We start from the raw sequence: 22158 nt of genomic DNA, 5'->3' as shown, positions 1-22158 counted from the left end.
CCTCCATAAGAAGCTAAAAGCCAATTTTCTTTCGGAATGAAAGCGAGCGCTCATCAAAAAGATGAACCTCGCTTATTCATCTTTATTTTCCTAAAGTCGTTCCAGGATAATAGAAACGTAATATATCGCTATAACTCTTTTTATATCGTTCAGCCATGATCTTCGCTCCCCACTGACTCATTCCAACCCCATGACCATAGCCATTACCTTTTATGACAATCGCATCCGAAGATTGTTCGATCAATTGTAGCATACTACTTTTCAACTTATTCGCTCCAATCATAGTACGAGCCACACTCATCGGTAAATTGTTATTAAAAGTAAATAACTTTATATTGTTTTCACCGTTACAAGGCCCTTGTTCACAAACAAAACCACTTGATAAATCACGAACAAAATAAGTGAATGTAATATTCATATTTTTATATCTTTGACCAGCTGTCTTTTCTGGCATAGGCGAAATGTTATCAATGGAAACTATTTTTATTTCTTTATTGCTCCATCCGTTTTGATTCATCCATTTTTTTATATTATTCACTATTTCTGAATCTACTTCTTTTTCGTTTTCCCACCAAGCAGCTGGATTTTTTAAGTCTAAACTACTAATATCTATTTGTTTTTTTCTCAAAGTAAGATCCCAAGGATTTTTCGGATCATACGGATCAAGCTTAGCTGGTAAGTATGGAACCGGTTTTCCTCCCCACGCTTCGTTATTTGCCTCTGTATATCCACCGTTGCTTGATGAAAAAACAGCTGAAATCAAATTGCCGTTATATCGAAGAACTTGACCTTTTGTTTCTTCAACAGCTTTCGATGATCTCTCTGACCAGTTGTATCCCCCATATACTTGATAAGCTTGTGTATCAACAACCACTTTTCCAACATCTCGAACAGAATACGTTCTCGCTGCAACAGCTTGTGCTTTTAAAGCTTCGAGGGGCCAGCTTGCTGGCATTTCCCGTGGGACAACCCCTTTTAAATAATCCTCAAAAGGAATATCACGGTTAATTGGTCTTACATACATACCATTTTCAATTACAAATTCCATCTTGCCAATATAATTTGCTATACCATTGAGATGTATTTGATTTTCACCACTATATTTACGTGGAACGAGCACAAAAGAACTCGTTCCAAAATCTTTTATTTTCACTCCTTGCTCATATAACGAAAGTCTTCCATTCTCAACTTTCACAATATATTCAACATATGGCTTCATTTGCAACTCATTTGGTAGATTTGAAACAATAGTTTCACTAACAGAAGCCACCCCTCCTAAAACTGTAAACGTATAAATATTTTGCTCTAATATCACAGCACGAATAGAGTCTGGCAACTGTGTTGGACGTGTTAAAAGGAGAGGGGAATTTTGTTTCGCTGCTAAAACAGACCCTGTTAAAGCATCTGCAAGAGACGTTCCGCTCGCAAGAAATGCTGATCCACTCGATGGATTCAACATTCGTAAAATATTTGCAGCTACTTCATAACGATCTTTCCCGCCAATTCTTATCACATTTTTATCAATTAGCATGGAAGCCACTTTTGCGCTAACGCTTCCTTCCCCTCCAACAATGATTATTGTATTTTTATCAGCTATCGTTTCTCTTGTTTCACGTGGTAAAATGTCTCGGCGTGTCAATAAAATGGGATATCCATTCTTCGCTGCATACGGAGCAATAGATAAAGCATCTGCAAAAGCACCACTATGAGCAAGAATTGCTGTATTTGACTCTCCTAATTGGTTACTTATGTGTTTGGCCACTTCATATCTATCTTTTCCACCAATTCTATCAACAGTTAAAGCAAGAGATTTTAATTCGTTTTCAACAATGCTCGAAACGCTACCTTCTCCTCCGATAACCACAATTTTTTTGGGACGTAAGCGCTGAATCATTGTGCGTGTTTCATTTGTTAGCTTATCTGTATGGGTCAACAAAATAGGAGCATCATACTTATAAGCAAGGGGAGTGGCAGCTAATGCGTCTGCAAAAGCTGTATAATTAACTATAAATACCGTTTCAGCCTTCCCCCACCCACTCGTTGCAATATTGTTTGCTACGGAAAAACGATCCTTTCCATCTAAGCGAGTATTTCCATTATCTAATTTATAACTTCCAACGGTCGTAAACTTAATAGTATTTTTATTTCCAATGTAGTTAATTAGTTTAACAGAAATAGTTCCCGCATCAGCCAATACCTTTTGCATAGAAAGAGGAATGAAGTATATACATATGACAAAGAGAAACACTAACAAAATGTTATTCCTTTTTACATACATCGATCTTTTCTCTCCCTTTTCGACAACAATTTTATTTATCCAGCATAAATTTTATCAAAATTTGTAAAGGAGGTAAATGATATTAAACTTCCACCCTAAAATATATAAGGTTAAAATTGGATTACAACACAATATTTTTACTCTTATTACTTTTGTATTGCAGTATGCTATAATTTGTATGTAAATGACTTCATTAGGAGCGAGGGCTATGTTGACAAAAGTAAAACTGTTGTTCGATGAAAGTATAAGAGATATAAAACGACTTCAAAAACTAGTTAAGCAAGTAAACGAAATGGAATATATATTTTCTCAGCTTACAGACGAAGAACTCCAGGGAAAGACAAGAGAGTTTAAACAACGTCTCCATGAAGGGGCAACATTAAACGACATAAAAATCGAGGCGTTTGCTGTCGTTCGAGAGGCATCCAAACGCATTCTCGGCTTACGTCACTATGATGTTCAACTCATGGGAGGGTTCGTCCTTTACGAAGGAAACATTGCAGAAATGCAAACTGGTGAAGGAAAAACGTTAGTTGCCACTCTTCCAAGCTATCTTTATGCACTTGAGGGGAAAGGAGTCCACATTATTACAGCAAACGAATATTTAGCACGAAGAGATTACGAACAAATGGGAAAACTCTTTCAATTTCTCGGATTAAAAACAGGATTAAACATTTCAAACATGTCCCCTTCAGAAAAAAAAGAAGCGTATAAAGCCGATATTACATATGGAACCGGAACAGAATTCGGTTTCGATTATTTGCGAGATAATATGGTTTACAACATTCATGATAAAGTACAACGGAAGCTTTATTATGCAATTATTGATGAGATTGATAGCATTTTAATTGATGAGGCGCGCACACCTTTAATTATCGCAAATAAATCTAGCATCGCAACGGAATTATTTAAAGTTACATCCCAAATTGTTAAACAGTTTGAAAACGGGAAGGACTATGAGCTATACCCAGAAACAAAACAACTTTTCTTAACAGATGAAGGGGCTTCTAAAATTGAAGCAGCTTTTGGGATTGATAATTTATATGACGCTGAACATCAGCCTTTATTGCACAATATTATGCAATCTTTGCGCGCTGCAGTTATTATGCAACGGGACGTGGATTATATCGTAAAAGATGGAAAAGTATTTTTGGTTGATCAATTCACGGGACGAGTGATGGAAGGAAGAACATTTAGTGATGGTCTCCATCAAGCCATCGAGGCGAAAGAAGGCGTTGAAATTACAGAAGAAAACGATGTCCAAGCTATGATTACAATCCAAAATTACTTTCGGATGTATGAAAAGCTGTGCGGAATGACTGGTAGTGCTACGCCTGCGAAAACAGAATTTTGGGAGACATACAATTTGCATGTAATTACAGTCCCAACAAACAAACCAAGAAAACGAATAGATATGGAAGATCTCGTCTATCTTACCTACGAACAAAAGGCAAAAAAAATTATCGCTGAAATAAAGAAAATGAATGAAATGGGTCGCCCTGTTTTGATAGGCACAACATCGATCGCTCAGTCAGAAAAGCTATCAAAGCTTCTTCGGAAAGAGGGAATTAAACATCAAGTATTAAACGCTAAAACAGAAGAAGACGAAGCTCGCATCATTGCACTAGCAGGGCAAAGAGGCCAAGTAATGCTAGCAACAAACATGGCTGGTCGCGGTACAGATATTTTACTCGGAGAAGGCGTAGCTGAACTCGGTGGATTACATATTATCGGAACTGAGCGTCATGAAAGCAACCGTATCGACATGCAACTCCGCGGGCGCGCAGGAAGGCAGGGAGATCCTGGTTCTTCCCAATTCATTATCTCACTCGAAGACGAGCTATTTAAGTTTTATGATCAAGAGGAACTTGAGAAATGGAAGAAAAAAATTAAAGTCGATGAGGAAGGGTTGATCATATATCCTGACGCATCTAAATTTGTAAGAAAAGTTCAAGAAACTGTTGAACATGCGCACTACTCTGCTCGCTCTCATCTGCTTAAATTAGACAGTGTTATCGATCAACAAAGTAAAATCATTTACAGCATGCGGGATCAAATTTTAATGTGCGAGACAAGTGATATATTATTAGAGGCGACAAAATATATTGAAAGTCACTTATTACAAACAATTGATAAATACTGTTTAGAAGATATAATCCAAGAAGAGTGGAACATCAAAGGTCTTTGCGAAGAACTTTCTTTCGTCTTCTTCCACTTTGATAACAACGTTCAAAGTTTCTTACAGAAAGAGAAAGAACAAATTAAAGAAATCGTTATGTCACGATACGAAAAACTGAAAGAGAATCTACTTACCCTCAAAGATGAGGAACAACTGTGTATTCAAATACGACAACTCATGTTACAAAGCATCGACTCGCTTTGGATTCGTCATTTGCACACACTAAATAACACAAAAGAAGGAGTCCATCTGCGCGCATATAGCCAGGAAGATCCTTATCGCCTATTCGAAATGGAAGCGTTCCATGAATTCGTTCGTTTAAAGCATGACATTGATTCGACAATTACTATTCATCTTGTCAATTATATTAAAAGCATGTTCGATTTTGAGCATGTTCACGAAAAGAGAGGGGACTTATAGGTGATTTTTAATCGAAAAAACAAAAAGCAGATTTCCGACTTACACGAAGAACATAATAACCAAGTGAGTGTAGATGAAGTAAAAACTTCTTTATCGTTTCATCCTGATTGGGATCTCTCACCCCAGGAAAGATATGTATATCAATTTTATCACCAACAGCTTCCTGCGTTGAAGCCAAACCAAATTTCTATATCAGGGATGAAATTAATTGAGTATAACGAGGGATTTGTCGTCGTCGCATTTTTAAGAAATACACTCCCTAAACCTGTTCGATTTGAACAAATTGACTTATTACTTCTCAACGAGGACGGCCAGCCTATAGCAAAAAGAAGATTTGAAATGGACACATTTGGGGAACTTCCACCGTTCACTGCACGGCCTTGGCGATTTCTTTTCGAAGCCGAGGATAAATTGGTTGGCCAAATCCCTCAAAACGGGTGGAAAATCGCTTTTGAATTAAAGCAAAAGCCGAAACACGCGCTAGAGCTAGAAAAAAGTTGGGAAACAGCGCTATCAGAACAACAAAAAACACATTTACGAAATCTAGTTGAACATTTGCCACCTCTTTCCGCTGGAGAAATTAATTTTATGGGAATCGAAGCGAAAATAGATGAAAATAAAAACATTGTTATTACCTTGCTCATTCGCAACGGAAGTGATAAAAACATTCGTCTCGAACAAATTCCTCTCGTTGTAGAAGACGCAAGTGGTGATATAATTTGCAAAGGAGTCTTTCACCTTGAGAACTTCGAGGTGAAAGCGAACACAAGCAAACCGTGGTCGTTTGTTTTCCCTCCTTCCTTGTTGTTGAAAGAAACAATCGATTTATCGAAATGGAAAGTATACCCTCCAAAATGATAAAAATAAAAAAGATGCTGTTGAAATGATTCAAAACAGCATCTTTTTTACCATGTTAAGTAATTATAAGAAAAACGTTTTAAGAGTGCTACACTATCTTCATCAAACAAGTAACGACGAGCGCCTAAATATCTATTTTCCCAATACGACTCATCTAAGTCAGAAATAGTTACCCCTTTTTTAGAACTTGCATGAATGAACTTATTTCCGCCAATATAAATACCCGTATGCGATGCAGTCGCTTTATAGGTTGCAAAAAATACTAAATCCCCTTCATTTAAATTAGAACGTTCAACTTTTTTTCCTTTTTCATACTGCTCTTCCGCTGTACGAGGCAGATGAATACCGAACGATCGATATACGTATGTAACAAATCCGGAACAGTCAAATCCTCGTGGCGTCGTGCCTCCCCATTTATATGGCGTTCCTAAAAACTTTTTACTAAAAGAAACGATTCCTTCTTCATTTGTTGCTGCAAATGTATGAATGTGATGAAACAACAAGAAAGGTAAAACAATTAGTACTTTTAATCCTCGTTTCATTTTGCGTTCCCCCATCAAACCTACAATCTACGACTCAACTAATAATATTCTACAATATTTCGACACTTTTTGTTTTTCATTCTCATTAAAAAACATTGTGAATATTACATTTTTGTTTCAAATATTTCTTTAATATTAAAAACCAGGTAGTTTTCTACCTGGTTTTACCGATCCACACTCACTTCGATAAATGCCCCTTTTTTCATTTTCGCTTGGTCTTTACTCTGGACAGTCGGAGGAATCACAAGTAAGTAGTTTCCTCCTTTTTTTAACGGTTGAACTGACTGGATAGTTAACTCATTACTCTTAATAGACGGAACAATTTGTACTTCCTTCCCACCTATTTCGTACAATTTAACGCTGAGTTGGTTAGATTTTGTATTTAGTAATTTTCTTGAAAACTTTACCTTAAATACTTTATTAGATGGAACATGATGCATTTTCCCTAAATTGTCGTATTGACTTAGTTGCTTCATCATGAAAGCCCGATGTGCAGCATATAACTCTTTGTTCACAGCTGTAACAACATGAGGTGTCACACCAACTTCGTGAATAGTCTTTCCAGTAGGTGAGAAAAATCGAGCAATCGTTAATTTTAGTACACTTCCATCTGATAATTGAAACATTTGTTGCATAGATCCTTTTCCAAATGTTTTCTGTCCGTAAATTTTCACTGCTCTCCCATCTTTTAAAGCAGCTGCTACCATTTCAGAAGCGCTAGCACTAAAAGAGTTAACAAGAATATGAATGTCTCCATTCATTTTTATACTTTGTGGTATAACGTTATACGTTTCCGAATTTCCACGACCATCGCGAAGATGGAAAGCAACCTTTGTATTTGGAAAAAAGCCTAATATATGCTGGGCTGCTACAACATACCCTCCAGAATTATCCCGCAAATCAAAAATCCATCCTTTTACCCCTGACAAAGCACGAATAGCTCGCTGAACTTCTGTGACACATTCTGTATCAAAACTATAAAGACGTATATACCCAATATTCCCTGCTAAACGTTCAAACTCAACAGTTGGAAACTTTATTGTCTCTCGTGTTATGTGAAAAGAAATATATTGATGAACAGATGGACGAAAAACTTTTAATTTTACTGTCGTTCCTTCCTCACCTTTAATTATCGTAAGCGATTGTTCCAATGTTATCCCCCTCAGCGAACGACCGTCCACTTCTATGATAACATCTCCGGGTTGTAGACCAGCCCGCTGAGCCGGACCATCTTTAAAGACTGAAGTAACTTGGACTCCTAACGTATGAGCTTCTACAGCAACACCAATTCCAACATACTGTCCTTCAATACTATTTAAAAATTCTTCATACTGTCTCTTAGTCATATATGAAGAATATGGATCTAACTGACTAACAATTCCCTCCGGAGTAGGAGCGTTTAAAATATTTTCATCGACACGATCGACATAATAATTGCGAACATATTGTCGTACTTCTTCAACAATGCTACTAGCTGAGGCTTGCAATTGAAAGTTTAAAAAGACAGATACAAATATAAAAAAAACAAACGTAAATCTCATGCGTTGAAATACATTTTTCATACCTTCACTTCTTTCTTAAGGGAATGTTTATTGGATATCTATAATAATCGGCTTCTTAACTTCTTCTAATAAAATTACTAGCCTCTCCTTCGTTTTCTTATCTACAACTTTTTTGATGAATTGGTCGCATAGCGATATAAGCTTCTCTACTTCATCTATTTGGTCTTTTTCATAACAATCAATCACTTGATCAAACGCATACAACGTATTTATTGGTGCATACGATCGATTTTTTATCTGGATAGCCGGTTGCAAAAAAGCATGAAACATTTTGCTGTACACAGGATACTTCTTCGTTTTCGATGAAAAATATACCATATCTTTTAATTGTTGTTCAAAAACAGGATACAAATTATAAAAACTATTTATATTTCCATCTCGAAGAGCACGATCTACCTGTGTCGCTGTTTGTTTAAGCTTTTGCCCTTGTTCCATCGCCTTTACATAATACAAAAAATGTTCCATCGTATCGTTTACCTTTTTGAGTTTGATCATATATTCCCTCTTAACTTTTCCATTTTTCATACGCCCCACTTCTTTCATTGTTTCAACATATTTCTTTTTCACTTTTTCGTAAAAATCCCCATAATATGAAATGTGATCACTTCTCAACATTCGTTTCATTTCCGTTTCATAACGTTTTAATACATTCATATTTGTTGAAACAGATGAGGCATACGCATCTACGGGAACGATAACGCATAACAAACTGAATAAAATAATAGCAAAACTTGTTTTTATAAACATTTGTTTATTCACTTTATCACCTACCTTTCTCATTATATACATATATTGTAATAAAATATTAGAAGAAAGGAAATAAAATATTACATATTTCGTGTAATAAAAAAAACGAGAAACTCGTTCTCGTTTTAAGTGAATTCTGGCCAGTTTGCTTGTTGTTTATCTCCGTCAATCTTTACTAACGTGCGATAGCGAAATGGTAACAATTCACTTTCTTTTTTATTTAAAAACTTCACTGCAATTTCAATAGGAATAAGATCGAATTGTTGTTCACTCTCTGAAATCAAATAAATACCGACAACATGACCGTCATTTCGCAAATCGAGCGTGATGAAGGCTGGGTAATAAAGACCATCTTGCCCTAACAAAATAGCTTTGGCATTCACTAGTCCATTTCCTTCTTCTTCTACGTCATCATTATCAATTTTGTTTAACACACGTACTGCCCATCCTTGATTTTTATAGCCTCCAATGAGTTTAGGAGGGTTTTCTTCCAATTGTTTCAGTATGTGATCGTTAAGCATAAATACTACCCCCTCCGTACTGCTAAAAATAATTCTGTTTTATGATACACACATCTTTTTAAAAAAAGCAATGGTTTTTATGTACAGAAAAGGCTGATCAATGTTATTTCAATTGATCAGCCGATCTTTATTTATAGTGTGTTTGTACCAAGATCACGACCAAATATACTCTAACATCTCACCATCTCTTCCGAATTCTCGGCTTAAATAAATGAATTCGTTTATTAAATTTTCTTTCACAAAACCTGTCTTTAACATTATTTTCAAAATGTCGTACCGTCGTTTTGGTGAGATGATTCGCTCAAGTAATTGTTCACCGATCGAACATATATTTTCTTCAATATCATATTTCTTCATCACAACCCAATTATCGTAGAAATCAGAAAAGAAATATTTATCTAAATGACTAGATACACTTATATACATTTTTTCTTTCAATTCTAAACATTGCTCAACTTTCATTGTTTCAATACTCTTTTCCAAATCTGAAATATCTACATAACATAAAGGTCGAATACTTATTGTCTTTCGATCAATAAGCATCACTTCATCGACAGAAATCCCATTTTCTTTAAAAATATGCTTAATATGGGCTAATGACACCCGCAGTTGATTTTGTGCTGAAACAATATCTATGTTTGGCCAAAATTCTTCGTATATTTGTTCACGCGTAACAGACTGATAGTACGCGATAAACAGAAAAATGTTTTTAGCTTTTCTCCGATTCCATTGCCCAACAATTTCTTTACCATTCACGATGACTTTAAATGATGGAATACAGTATACTTCTATATTTCCCTTCTTTAAAATGCTTTGCAAATCTTCCTGCAAGCTACTTCTCATATTATACAAAAAGTACGGGGAGGAACTTTGTTCTTTAATTGAAGAAATGAAATGAATAATAAACTGGACAGTCAACTCTGGCTGATCGATCATAACTAAATTTGACGCATTTGGAATAATAAAAAACCGTCCGTTCTTAAATAATTGCGTATACGAAAATTGTATTCCAATAGGATAAAGTGAATCTTTTTCTCCAGCTAAAATGCATACAGGAACATTTAGACTAACAAACGATAAAAAATCGCTTCCAACTTCATTACAAAAAAATCGGAAATGTTCTAAATATGTACGAAATGGCCAACTTATCATCATTTGCTTTAACCGTTGCATTTTAGTAGATGTATTGGGATAACATAAGAGTGGAGTGATGCGATCGACTAATTCGCTATATTCATTTACTGACATTCGCAAGTTCATTTCTTTTTCAATCATGTCGCTTGGTACATATAACGGTGTATTAATCAGCATCACAGATTGTATATATAAATGACGTTTAGCAAAATGTAAAGCAATGAGCCCCCCTGCCCCATGACCAATTAGATGTACATTTGAAGATATATTACAACAATGTAGTATATGTTCTATTTCTTCAATAAACATATCCCAACATAATGATGTTTGTACTTTATCTTTCAAAGAAGCACCTGTACCGTAGAAATCATAGTGAATAACATGAAACTGTTTTGTTAATAGCGGCAACATATCATCCCAGCTCGTCATATCACATCCTAAACCATTAATTAATAAAACAGTCGGTGCTTCATGGTGTTGACATGGTTGAAAAACATAAAACGTACCTTTCGATGTATACGGCATTTCATCTCCTCTCCCCCAAAAGTACTACTAATACAAATATGTTATTATATGTATAATTTAGTTTCAATTTCATCTTTTCGACATAATTCGTCATTATTTGATAAAATCGTTACAGAATCCATCATTTTTCGACATTTAGATTTTAAATCACGCTCAAAAAAAAAAGCCCCTACGCCATATAAGCGTAAGGGAGACATAAAAATTCTATGGACGAAAGTAAATATATCATATTTGTCGAACTTTGTCTACATATGTCGAAAAAAAGAGACTAACATATTTGTTAGCCTCTTTTGTGTGTATATTATTTTCCTTTTGTTAAAGGATTTTTAACGAAGACGTAACTTCCTGGGCTTCGAATAAGAGCAACACCATTTTCAAAAATTCCAAATGTCTCTGTTTCATCGCCTTGTAAAAGAACTTTCCCTTTTTTATCAATGTAAGCTGGCAAATATTCTTCTGTTTTTACAATCGCAATTCCTTCATGGAAAGACGCATTCATTTCCGGATATTTAGGCTTAATTTGGAACTGGCCTTTTTTGTTAATAAATCCCCACTTATCATTTACTAATACTGCAGCTAACCCCTCACGGAAACCTGGCAAGAAATCGTCTTCACCGTTGTGAACTCCATCAAATTGCGGTTTAATGACTAATTTCCCTTTTTGATCGATAAATCCCCATTTTCCTTTAACATTTATTGGGGCGAGCCCTTCCGAAAACTCATAAGCTTGGTCATATTGGGGAGCAATGACCATTTGACCTTTTTTATTAATAAATCCCCATTTTCCGTTTTTTTGAACAGCAGCTAACCCTTCATGGAAATTTAGTACTTTATCAAATTGTAGTTTAATAACCTCTTTCCCTGTCTTGTCCATAAATCCCCATTTTCCGTTTTTTTCGACACCTATCAATCCTTCTTGAAAATCTATATAAGAGTCTGTGTACGATGTTGTAACAATTTCTCTTCCCTTTTTATCGATATAAGTAATTTTTCCTTTTTTAATGACAATTGCAATTCCTTCACTAAACGGAAACGCTCGATCGTACTGATTTTTTATGACGACATTCCCTTTTTTATCAATAAATCCCCATTTACCATTTTTCTTAACAGCTGCCAGTCCTTCACTAAAAAACCAAACATCATCATACTGAAATTTAATAACTATTTTACCTTTATTATCTATAAATCCCCAATGAAACTCATCCCAAACCGCTACCATCCCTTCGTGCAACTCTCCAATAGAAGCAAAATAAGGTTGTGTAGCAGCTTTTGTATAGGTAGAAAAACCTACTTGAAACATGAAAAGAAAGACTAAAAACGCTGCAATTTTTTTTCGCATGAACAATAACCTCCTCAGTTCTTAATAAATTTCCTCATCATTTTAAAAAACTGATCATTACAGAAACATTACATCACGTATCTACTCTTACCTTTTGTAACAATTTGTTGTAAAATTAAACATGTTTCACACGTAGCTTAGGAGGGAACGAAAGTGAAAGAGAGTATTAAGCTAATTGTTGAAATAGTAAATACGATTCACGATATTGTGCTAGAAATAAGCGAATCAGCTGGATTTTATGTGACAGATAAAGATTTACATTTTTGGATTATCGGATTTTTAGGCATGTTCTTTTTCTTCTTTGTACATGCTATTTTTAAGGTACTATCAGAGTGGAGTTTAACACCCATTTCTTTCTTTTATACGTTCACTGTCCTTGTCGTCATTGTATTCGCCATCGAAATTGAGCAAAAGATTACAGGTAGAGGACAAATGGAGCTATCGGATGCGGTTGTTGGGTTATATGGTTTTTTATTATTGTTTGGTTGCTATATGTTCGTCAAATTGTTGATAAAGCTTATTTTGTTTTTCATAAATAAAAACACCCGCTCATCAAATGAGCGGACAACACAGAGATATCGAAGTAAAAAAAGTGTTTGAGTTGGGGGAATGCCCCCAACTCTTCTTTTAATTCACTTTTACAGCAATATAAGCGATCTTTCCATTCCATTTCACATATACAGTTGTCATGCCTTCTTTAATCCCTCTTACTATTCCTTCATTTGCTATTGCAATATCTTCTCTTTTTGTATACCATATCACTTCTTTTGTTACATCCACCTTCTTCCCATTACTATAATAGGCATATACTTTTACATTCTTTACTTCCCCTTCTTTTACAGTTATTCTTTTTGCAGTCACTTCTAAACGAACGATTTCTGCCTGTTTCACAACGACGGAAATCGTTATGCTTTTTCCTTTGTAAGTTGCGACTATACTCGTTTTTCCTGCTTTTTTGGCTACAATCACACCGTCTACCACATCAACAATGCTACGGTTTTTTGGTTGCCACACGATACCATCTTCATCTGTCACTTCTTCCTTTTCGCCATTCGAATACACCGCCCAAACCTTTAACTCATCCTCTTGTCCCACAAACAACTGTATATTTTTATCCGATGCCGTTAATCCTTCTAGTCGCTTTGGTTCGCTCACTACGTCAACAGTGATAATTGCTGTTTGGTTTTCATAGCGAGCCGTAACGGTTGCAATCCCCTCATTCACAGCTTTAATGAGACCTCGTTCAACTTCTGCTACTTCACTATTATCAGTCGTCCATACAGCCAAATCTGTTACGTCTTTTGTTGTTCCATCTTTATATATAGCTAAAAGTTCAATCTCTTGCGTTTGTTTTTTAGCATGCAATGTCACTTGACGTGCAGAAGGGTGCAATTCTTCAACCGTATTTTTTAATACAGTAACGGGAACTTTCACATACTTTCCTTTGTAATATATTTTTACTTCTCCTCTACCCGGGCGGTTTTTCGCCTTAATAATGCCGTTTTTCACTTCTGCAATTGCTGCAGAAGATATTTGATAAACAATTTCCTTATCGAACGTCACTTCTTTTTGACTACCGTCTTCAAATTGAGCATATACTTTAAACTTTAGCGACTCATTTGTCATCAATTGAAACGCGTCTTCTGAAACATCTAAAGACCTTACTTCATTTTCTGGATGTAGACTATAAACTTTCACTACACACGTTGCGACTTGTCCTCCTTCCGCAGTTTTAGCGGTGATCGTGGCCGTACCAACGCCAACTGGCTTGATCACCCCATTTTCATCTACTGTTACAACGTTTGTATCGCTGCTTGACCAATATACTGTTTTATTTACTGCACTTGCCGGTTCCACAGTAGCCTCAAGTTTCTTCGACTTTCCTCGAACCATTAGCTCAACGTATGATGTGTTTAACGTGATTGCTGTCGGAACAGTTCGTTTTGTTTTTACTGTTACATATATTTTGTTAGACACCGTACCATCTATAGTTGACACATAAATGTATGCGTTCCCTTCCGAAACTCCAACGATATTCCCATTATTATCGACTTTTACAACGGCTGGGTTGGAGCTCATCCAAACAATTTCTTTATTTGTTGCGTTTTCTGGATAAACACTTGCTTTTAATGTTTTATACTCTCCGACTGTTATATCAACAAATTCATCATTTACCTTAATGTACATCGCTGGCACTTTCGCAATAAACTTACTCATTTGCCCTACATGATTGTCAGCAAACGCATAACTACTAAACAATAAACAACATAAAAAAAACAATATTGTTATACGCCATTTTTTCCACACTTCAATCCCTCCCTTTCACATGAAAAAGGAAGCTCCTAAACTATAAAAGATAGGAGCTTCAAGGTTCCAACTATTTGACTGTTACAACGATTTGAACAACTTTTCCTCCATACTTGGCTACTACTGTTGTTGTTCCTGTGCCAACTGCTTTAATAAGTCCCCCTTCTACTTCCGCAACCGTGTCACGCTTTACATACCACTCTGCATTTTTTGTGACATCTACTTTTTTCCCGTTGTTTAAAGTTGCGGTAAGTGTCACTTGTTTCGTTCCGTCTTGTGTCAGCGTTAATTTTTTTACGTTTGCGTCTAATTTAACAACTTTTGGTTGAACAACTTCAACAGAGATTTTCAACGACTTTCCTTTATATGTTGCCTCGATCGATGTTTTTCCAGGTTTATTTGCTACAATCACACCATCGACAACATCAGCGATGCTTCGATGTTTTGGTTGCCAAACGATATCGTCTGTTATTTCTTCTTTATTTCCATCGCTATAGACAGCCCAAATTTTTATTTCATCTTCTTCGCCTGCTTCAAGTTTAAGGTTTTTATCAGACGCCTCGATTCCCTCGAGCTCCGCTGTATTTTCTGATACTTCAACTGTAATTGTTACAGATTCCCCACCATAACGTGCTGTAACTTCAGCAATTCCCTCTCCAATTCCTTCAATGCTACCAGCATCTACATCTGCCACAGTTGCATCGCTCGTCATCCAAGTTGCTAAATTCGTTACATCTTTTGAAGAACCATCAGACATTGTAGCTGTCAATGTTAAATCTTTCGCTTCACCTTTTCCTAAAGAAATAGCGGTAGCGGATACTTCAAGAGACTGTACTGTCACTTTAGATACAACTACGTTAATCGTTGCGCTTTTCCCTTTATAAATAAATGTAACAGTCGCTTTTCCTGTTTTCTTTCCAGCTTTAATTACATTTTTTGTTGCGTTTACTACACTCGTTGAACTAATTTTCACTACAATGTTTTTATCATTTGTAATTTCCTTCACTTCACCATTCGAATAATTCGCGTAAATCTTAATTTTTTGGCTTTCATTCGGTTTAAGCAATAGTTCATTTTCGCTCACTTCAATGCTTTCTAACTTTACTTGCTCTTGATTGCTCGGTGATGTGACAGGAGTTTCGCTTGATGTTGCTGGAGTTTCACCTTCTGCAAAAACCATTCCATGACCTAAAAGTAAAGAAGCACATACAACACTTGTAGCAAAAGATTTTTTATTTAACTTCATCATATTCATCCCCCTTTATTTAACATTAACAGAAATGTTTACTGATTTTCCTCCGTATTTCGCCACAACAGTTGTTGTTCCTTTCGAAACACCCTTAACTGTCCCATTTTCCACTTCTGCAATTGTGTTTCGCTTTACAGACCACTCTGCTTCTTTTGTCACATCTACTTTCTCGCCGTTATCTAACAGAGCGAATAAAGTAATTTGTTTTTGCCCCCCTTCAGCGAGCGTTACTCGTTTCATAGAAGCAGATAATGAAACGACTTTGAGCTCAGCAACCTTTACAGAAAGGGTAACCGATTTTCCTTTATACGTAACAACAATGGATGTTTCTCCTTCTTTTTTCGCCTCAACTACCCCATCAACAACGCTTACTATACTACTTTTTCTCGACTGCCATACTGCTTCTTCTGTTACATCTTCTTTATGCCCACTGTCATAAACAGCCCATGCGCTGACTTCTTGCTCTTCTCCAACTTTCATTTTTAAGTTTTTATCAGACAACTCTAATCCGACAAGTTCCCCTTTATCTGCCTCATCTACAACTTCTACGGATACGTATGCTTCTTGCCCATTGTAACGACCTTTTACAACCGCCACTCCTTCTTCTACACCTGACACGTCACCGCGGTCCACTTCCACAACTGTGCTATCATCAGTTAACCAATAAGCAAGGTCTGTAACATTTTTTACACTTCCATCCTCATACACCGCATACAATTCTACTTGCTTCGTTTGTCCAACGTTTAATTTTAAGCTTGGCGCTGAAATCTCTAACGATACCATTTTCTTTTTACCGACAGTAACAGGGATCGTTAATAGTTTCCCTTCATACGAAATAAGCAGTTCCGTGCTTCCTTCCTTGTTTCCAGCTTTCACAATTCCTTTTGAAGCTGTCGCAATGCTTCCAGATTTCGTACGATAAACAGTTTTTTTATCAACTGTAATTTCCTTTACCGTACCATCTGAATACACTGCATACACTTTTAATTTCAATGATTGCTTCGGTTGAAGAAAAATCGTTGATTCTGAAGCTTCTAAATGATCTAAAACAACTTTATCTTCTTTTACTTGCTCCGGAGACTTAACGTTTACAGTTAACTCTGTTGCTCCTAGATACGCCCCATCCCCAAGAGCACGCAACGAAATGTTATATGTGCCATCAGCCGTTCCTTTTGATGGTGTGACAGTTACCCGGAACGTTTTCGTTGTGTTTGGACCTACATCCGTATACTCACTTTGATCAAGCGTTATCCATGACTGATAATCTTTAGGGATTTCAAGCGTTAGCTTTTTAATTTTATTCGTTTCATTTTTAATCATATTTGCAATTGCCTTTGGAATTTCATTCGCATTTTTTAATAAAAAGTATTGGCCTTTCGTGCCCACAGACGTTTTATATCCTTCTGACATACCTTTAAACGTAGCAGTAGCCTCTTTCTTTCCGCTGTTTGCATGTCCTTGCACAGCTAAAACTGTAATGTCTTTCTCATTTAATTGTTTAACAACTGTTTCAAAGTCAAGATCGTCTTTTGTTCCAGCAACCCCATCTCGACCTGGATCACCACCGTAATTGTATCCAGCAAAGTTCAAATCATGCGTCGGTGCGTCACCGATCATAATGACGACTTTTTTCGCCGATGGTCTCCAGCCGTTTGTTCCTTCACTTAATTCATAAAGAACTCGCGTATAGTTTTCAGGTAAATCATCACCGATTCCAAGTGTTAAATGATTAATGGCAGTTGCAACAGCATTCATATCTGTCGTATTTTTTTGGTTTACCTCAAAAGCGATGTCGGTCTTTGCGCCATATGAATAACTATATCCCGGATATGTATACACACCTGGATAGTCCATAAACGACACAACGCTAAACGAACTATCTGGGACAAGTTCTTTTATTTGTTTCATGATCTCAATTGATTTTGCTTTCGCAACGTCAATCTCATCTCCCATACTACCTGTACGGTCAATTGCAAATGCAACGTCTAATTGTGGAATTGGCTGTTCATCTGTTGTTACATTTACATCAAAACTTTTACTTTCACTAGGTGCCACACTGATGTTGACATTGCTCGGTGTCATACTACTAGCCGCAAACGATGCGCCTGGAAAAATAAATAACGAGCTAGCAAGTAATGCGGTTGCAAAACACTGTAATGTTTTCCTTTTTCCTTTCATTCAGTAACCACCTTTCATCGCTATTTATTTATATCGATGAGGGAGCCGAGCTTGCGGCTCCCTCATTATGTTTACTCATCTACTTCTTCTCCGTCATCGCCTGTTTCTGAAAAAACAGCTAAGTCGGATTCTTTTCCTTCAATTCCGTACTTGTCAACAGCCGTTGCTTTAAACCCATGGAATTCTCTTAAATCTAACCAATATACTTGAACAGGATAAACATCGCCTGTTGACTTCGTCGACTTACTTGTTACTGTTGTAAGGAAATATTTACCACCATTTTTATCCAAATAGTAAAGACGGAATGCTGCTTCATTTGTCGATAAATCTTTAATTTGCACAACAACATATCCACCTCTTGCTTCACCGATTGTAACGGACGGTGCTTTCGGTGAAACAGCAGGATTTACAAAAATCGTCTTTTTCGTTGGATTGCTTTTTATATTGTGAGCTTTATTTACAATTCGGAAATACTTTGTCAATTTCATCGCATTTTTCGTTGAACGATTTTTTAACGCATTTTTGTGCAATACGTTTCCTTTAATTAAAGGAGCTTTAATTACGTTTTTCGTGAAGTTTTTATCATCTGCAATTTGAATTTCGTAATCTGTGAAGTTTTGTTTATAATCTTGATAGTTTTTGTACTCCCAATAATATTGAATGTTATATCCAGAAACTTTCGCAATTAAAGCTTTTTCACTTATCGTTGGCATGACTAGTTGTTTTGTCGTTGCAGAAGCTGTTAATTTTTCACTTTCAATGACTTCTTCTTCATCATCCGTAACTTTAAACGCTACAATCGAAATGCTGTACTTTTTACCGGGCTTCAGTCCTTTTTGCACGAACTGGCGGTCTTTTGCGTTTAAATCATCATCATCTGTTAGTAGATCACCATCTTCATCATATATGCGGAAACCGTCAATTTTCTTTTCGTCTGCTTTGTTGTACTTCCACGTCCATTTAATTTCCGTTGGTGAAACAGCTTCTCCCTTCAACTCCAACACTTTCGCTAACTCCGTCACCTCTTCTTCTTCCTGCTCGTTTGTTTGAAACGATTGACGAACTTCTTCGTATGAAGCTCCTGATTTACTTTTTACCCCATCAACAATTAGCGTATATTCGACATTTTGATCTAAGTCTTCTTTCAACTTAATCGTTACTGTCTTACTCGACATATCGATCGTTAATTTAATTGGACTGTCTGCCGTTTGATCATCGCCAATATTTAAATTGCGAATATGGATCGTATTCGTATTAATCGTGCTTTGATCTACATCTTCCGGTAACTTCAAGAAAATAGTAAACTCACTTTTTTTATAGCTTGTGTTCGTAAAGTAAGGAACAATTTTTGATACAACTTGTTGCTGTGATGATTCGTCTTGTTCTAGCACTTGATCTTCATCAACTAACTCTTCCTCAGCAGAATTAGCAAACACGTGCTGTTCGAAAGCAACTGTCGGTGTAGCTAGTAAAGACAATGATACTCCTAACGCTAACCATCTTTTTTTGTTCATTATTTACCCTCCTATTCTTCACTTATGAAAATAATATCTTTTGCTGAAGAGTTTGTTTCTATGCCTACAGCATTGTATGTGACAACGACAATTTGCCATTTGTCCCTCTCGTTGAAATCATCGTAATAAGAATAAAAAAGATTATAGAGATTTAATTTCTCCGAAACTGATGTTTGCCCTGGCTTAAGTGTAAATTTGTCTGTCGTTCGAACAATACTTCCATTTCGTTTTAAAATGTAAGCATACTTTCGAGCAACATTTTTGCTATCTCTCATTGTCCATTGAACGATCAACTGTCTGCTTGCTTTGTCGTACTCGCTTCGTTTAATTGTTGCTTTCGGTGGTTTATCTGGCAACTTAATGACATACTTCACTTTATCGCTTTCAAAGTCTGAACCGCCCGCACCTTCAATGTTGATAGAGCGAGAAATGTAGCGAACAATTGTATTGTTTACAACTGTTTCTTTACTTAAATCGATGCGCTCAACAAACCTTCCTTTAGAAGAATGGGTTCGGTTTGCACCCGATGCCTTCTCCGCATATTTTTTTCGAATAATGACGTAAGCCGTTTCCCCTGGGTAGTCTGCCGGAACGTCTTTCCACGTCCATTCAAGTGATCCGTCACGCAACAACTTCACTCGAACGTTAGATGGCTTTGCTGGTTTATTCGCTGTTAACTTAATCTTTGTTACTTTTGCTTTGTAATCCTCCGCTTCATCGCCTTCTTCATCGGCAGGAATAATTTCTACCGTATGCACTCCAAACGGCTCATCAAACACTAAATCGAACGTTACTATCGAACCATATCCTTTAACGGACGGATAGTAATCTTGATTTTCTTTATCTCCATCTATACGCAAGTAATATCCTGTTTCCCCGATACTTGTATCTTTCCATGATAATCGTATCGTTTTGAAATTCACTTGCGTCCATGTGATGTCTGCAGGTTTTTGTAACAACGTAACGATATTTCCAACTTCAATTGGGTACGATAAATCTTCACTCACTGCTAACTGTTGACCATAAATATCCCTTACTCGGTTGCTTACGGTCACTTTGTAACGATCGCCGTTCGCAAAATTCACTAAAGGTAAAATGGAAACTGTCTTTTTATCTGGTGAAACGGTTATTTTCGTTTCAATCTCTTCATTGCTGTTTGAAAGGTCGTTTTCTAGCAATTTAAAGTACGCACTATCTACATATTTTTCATCAATTGGGTTATTAAACGTAACCGACAATTGTGGGCGTCGTTCTGTTATTTTTTCATCTGGCCCTGAAACAGCTTTAAATAAACTTGCAACTTTGAACGTTTTGGTATATGACGATCTCATCGGGATGCCATCATTGCTTACGATACCATCTGGCTCAATCGTTAATTCATAAGTTGTATTTTCGGCAAGACCAGCGTTTGGTTGCAACGAAACTTCTTTCCCATTAACATAAATAGTTGCTTGTACTAACTCGCCAGTTGAAACGTTTTTTAATCGAAACTTTGAGCCTGTAATATTTTTAAGCATAATATCTTGATCTAACTGTAATTTTATGCTGCCTAAGCTGCCCATTTCTCCACCATCAACGTTGCTTGAAACGATCGAGACAGCGTCATAAAATTGTCTCGTTTGAAAATCTTGTGTAATCGTTTTTGGTTCCATCGGATTTCCAAGCACATCAGTAATTCCGCCTGTGTTAATAATTAAACGATATTTGCTTAAGCTTCTTAATTTTTCTTTTAACGGTATTGTTACGAATGTCGTTTTACGCCAATAGTCGCTTTCTCTCTCTTGCTTAGCATTATTAAAGTCGAGCCTTTCGTTTTCGTACTGCCCCGTTTCCATATTGCGGAGCTGGATAGTATTTGTGTTTAATGTACTAAGATTTAAAGGTTCGTTAAATTTCAGCTTAATTGGCGATGTGACCGGGAAAGCGGATGTGTTTTCTATATATTCATCTCTATACCCATACGTTTGAATGGTTGGTGCTGTCGTATCAATGTTGAAATCGATCGTTGTTTTCGATTGGTTTCCCGCCGCATCTTCTGCTTTAACATATAATCTATAGCTTCCTTCTCGCGTTAAACTTGTTCCTGAAATAAACTCTTTATATGAGTACTCATAAGAAGTCGAAATCGAAGCCTCGTATGTTCCTTCATTTACCATAATGATTGGCGTAGCTGAGCGATATGTTCCTTCATGTTCTACTCCAATAACTGTAATAACCGGAGGAGTATTGTCAATCGTAATCGTTTTTTGCTTCGTTTCTGTTCGATTCCCTAAACTATCTTCCAAATAAAAGGAAATGTTATATGTTCCGCTATCGCCTAACTCATTGTTAAAATAAAAACGATTCCATCTTTTAAGCGATACCGTTTTCTGCACCTCATTAATAGAATAGTAAAGCGTTGCGTCTTCATTAGTCGGATATACATAAATTTCAGGCTTGTATTTCGTACTCTCTTTTTGACTATCAATATTTGTATCAAAAAAAGGGGCAGATTTATCAATTTTGAAATTAAAGTATTTTGTGATCGTATACGGCCGGATTGTAGCTTTCACTACAAGTTTGTATTCTCCTTCAGCACTTAACGTTGTGCCGCTTTCAAACGTTCGACCATTCAAATACGCCTCGCACGTTCCTTGACATATAATTTCCGGTGTAACAGCCGTGTTGTATTTTCCCTCATCTACGATACCGCGCACTTCAATTTTCGGCTCCGAAGCCGTTTCACCCTCACCTAATGCGTATTTCTCAAAAAATGGTGAAAAGATGAGAAGAAAACTTAATAGGAAGATTGTTGACCGCTTCACG

Annotated in this window: 15 protein-coding genes; 3 read left to right on the top strand and 12 right to left on the bottom strand. The window is 36.5% G+C overall.

Features of this window, described 5'->3' with window-relative positions:
* Positions 1-82: 82 nt before the first annotated feature.
* The gene (locus HNR63_RS01250; protein ID WP_343047596.1) at positions 83-2248 is read right to left on the bottom strand and encodes a SpoIID/LytB domain-containing protein; all 2166 of its coding nucleotides are present in this window, start codon (positions 2246-2248) and stop codon (positions 83-85) included.
* A 238-nt stretch (positions 2249-2486) separates the two neighbouring features.
* On the opposite strand from HNR63_RS01250, the gene secA2 reads away from it, so the two are divergent.
* On the top strand, positions 2487-4877 hold the full coding sequence (gene secA2 / locus HNR63_RS01245) for an accessory Sec system translocase SecA2 (RefSeq protein ID WP_181519548.1): 2391 nt from the start codon (positions 2487-2489) through the stop codon (positions 4875-4877).
* Complete coding sequence (locus tag HNR63_RS01240) at positions 4878-5735, top strand: accessory Sec system S-layer assembly protein (RefSeq protein ID WP_181519547.1); 858 nt, start codon at positions 4878-4880, stop codon at positions 5733-5735.
* Positions 5736-5782: 47 nt separating this feature from the next.
* Here HNR63_RS01240 and HNR63_RS01235 read toward each other — a convergent pair whose 3' ends face one another.
* The 6 genes from HNR63_RS01235 to HNR63_RS01210 form a co-directional block, all read right to left on the bottom strand.
* A complete protein-coding gene (locus HNR63_RS01235; RefSeq protein WP_181519546.1) occupies positions 5783-6277 on the bottom strand; it encodes a C40 family peptidase in 495 nt (164 codons plus the stop codon).
* A gap of 164 nt (positions 6278-6441) precedes the next feature.
* Positions 6442-7839, bottom strand: a complete 1398-nt coding sequence (locus HNR63_RS01230) for a S41 family peptidase (RefSeq protein ID WP_181519545.1) — start codon at positions 7837-7839, stop codon at positions 6442-6444.
* A 27-nt stretch (positions 7840-7866) separates the two neighbouring features.
* Positions 7867-8598, bottom strand: a complete 732-nt coding sequence (locus HNR63_RS01225) for a hypothetical protein (protein ID WP_181519544.1) — start codon at positions 8596-8598, stop codon at positions 7867-7869.
* A gap of 113 nt (positions 8599-8711) precedes the next feature.
* Positions 8712-9107, bottom strand: coding sequence for a hypothetical protein (locus tag HNR63_RS01220; protein WP_181519543.1), 396 nt, complete (start codon positions 9105-9107; stop codon positions 8712-8714).
* A 153-nt stretch (positions 9108-9260) separates the two neighbouring features.
* Positions 9261-10766, bottom strand: a complete 1506-nt coding sequence (locus HNR63_RS01215) for an alpha/beta fold hydrolase (RefSeq protein WP_181519542.1) — start codon at positions 10764-10766, stop codon at positions 9261-9263.
* Positions 10767-11067: 301 nt separating this feature from the next.
* The gene (locus HNR63_RS01210; RefSeq protein ID WP_181519541.1) at positions 11068-12105 is read right to left on the bottom strand and encodes a WG repeat-containing protein; all 1038 of its coding nucleotides are present in this window, start codon (positions 12103-12105) and stop codon (positions 11068-11070) included.
* Between the two features lie 153 nt (positions 12106-12258).
* On the opposite strand from HNR63_RS01210, the gene HNR63_RS01205 reads away from it, so the two are divergent.
* On the top strand, positions 12259-12705 hold the full coding sequence (locus HNR63_RS01205) for a hypothetical protein (protein ID WP_181519540.1): 447 nt from the start codon (positions 12259-12261) through the stop codon (positions 12703-12705).
* 27 nt (positions 12706-12732) lie between these two features.
* On the opposite strand, the gene HNR63_RS01200 is transcribed toward HNR63_RS01205, so the two are convergent.
* The 5 genes from HNR63_RS01200 to HNR63_RS01180 all read right to left on the bottom strand — a co-directional run bounded on the left by HNR63_RS01200 (position 12733) and on the right by HNR63_RS01180 (position 22157).
* Positions 12733-14412 carry an Ig-like domain-containing protein gene (locus HNR63_RS01200; RefSeq protein WP_181519539.1) on the bottom strand — a complete coding sequence of 560 codons (1680 nt, stop codon included), beginning with the start codon at positions 14410-14412 and terminating at the stop codon, positions 12733-12735.
* A 70-nt stretch (positions 14413-14482) separates the two neighbouring features.
* Positions 14483-15661 (bottom strand): Ig-like domain-containing protein, encoded by a 1179-nt coding sequence (locus tag HNR63_RS01195; protein ID WP_181519538.1) that lies wholly within the window; start codon positions 15659-15661, stop codon positions 14483-14485.
* A 12-nt stretch (positions 15662-15673) separates the two neighbouring features.
* Positions 15674-17839 carry a vWA domain-containing protein gene (locus tag HNR63_RS01190; protein ID WP_181519537.1) on the bottom strand — a complete coding sequence of 722 codons (2166 nt, stop codon included), beginning with the start codon at positions 17837-17839 and terminating at the stop codon, positions 15674-15676.
* A gap of 71 nt (positions 17840-17910) precedes the next feature.
* Positions 17911-19353 carry a fibronectin type III domain-containing protein gene (locus HNR63_RS01185; RefSeq protein WP_181519536.1) on the bottom strand — a complete coding sequence of 481 codons (1443 nt, stop codon included), beginning with the start codon at positions 19351-19353 and terminating at the stop codon, positions 17911-17913.
* An 11-nt stretch (positions 19354-19364) separates the two neighbouring features.
* Complete coding sequence (locus tag HNR63_RS01180) at positions 19365-22157, bottom strand: Ig-like domain-containing protein (protein WP_181519535.1); 2793 nt, start codon at positions 22155-22157, stop codon at positions 19365-19367.
* Position 22158 lies beyond the last annotated feature (1 nt).

This window comes from Anoxybacillus ayderensis (assembly GCF_013761015.1).
GTDB lineage: Bacteria > Bacillota > Bacilli > Bacillales > Anoxybacillaceae > Anoxybacillus > Anoxybacillus ayderensis.
This window is presented reverse-complemented; position numbering and strand designations above follow the sequence as displayed.

Coding starts and splice junctions, on each gene's coding strand:
- secA2 (WP_181519548.1), top strand. CDS start 2,487: ATGTTGACAAAAGTAAAACTGTTGTTCGATGAAAGTATAAGAGATATA.
- HNR63_RS01235 (WP_181519546.1), bottom strand. CDS start 6,277: ATGAAACGAGGATTAAAAGTACTAATTGTTTTACCTTTCTTGTTGTTT.
- HNR63_RS01230 (WP_181519545.1), bottom strand. CDS start 7,839: ATGAAAAATGTATTTCAACGCATGAGATTTACGTTTGTTTTTTTTATA.
- HNR63_RS01220 (WP_181519543.1), bottom strand. CDS start 9,107: ATGCTTAACGATCACATACTGAAACAATTGGAAGAAAACCCTCCTAAA.
- HNR63_RS01215 (WP_181519542.1), bottom strand. CDS start 10,766: ATGCCGTATACATCGAAAGGTACGTTTTATGTTTTTCAACCATGTCAA.
- HNR63_RS01210 (WP_181519541.1), bottom strand. CDS start 12,105: ATGCGAAAAAAAATTGCAGCGTTTTTAGTCTTTCTTTTCATGTTTCAA.
- HNR63_RS01195 (WP_181519538.1), bottom strand. CDS start 15,661: ATGATGAAGTTAAATAAAAAATCTTTTGCTACAAGTGTTGTATGTGCT.
- HNR63_RS01190 (WP_181519537.1), bottom strand. CDS start 17,839: ATGAAAGGAAAAAGGAAAACATTACAGTGTTTTGCAACCGCATTACTT.
- HNR63_RS01185 (WP_181519536.1), bottom strand. CDS start 19,353: ATGAACAAAAAAAGATGGTTAGCGTTAGGAGTATCATTGTCTTTACTA.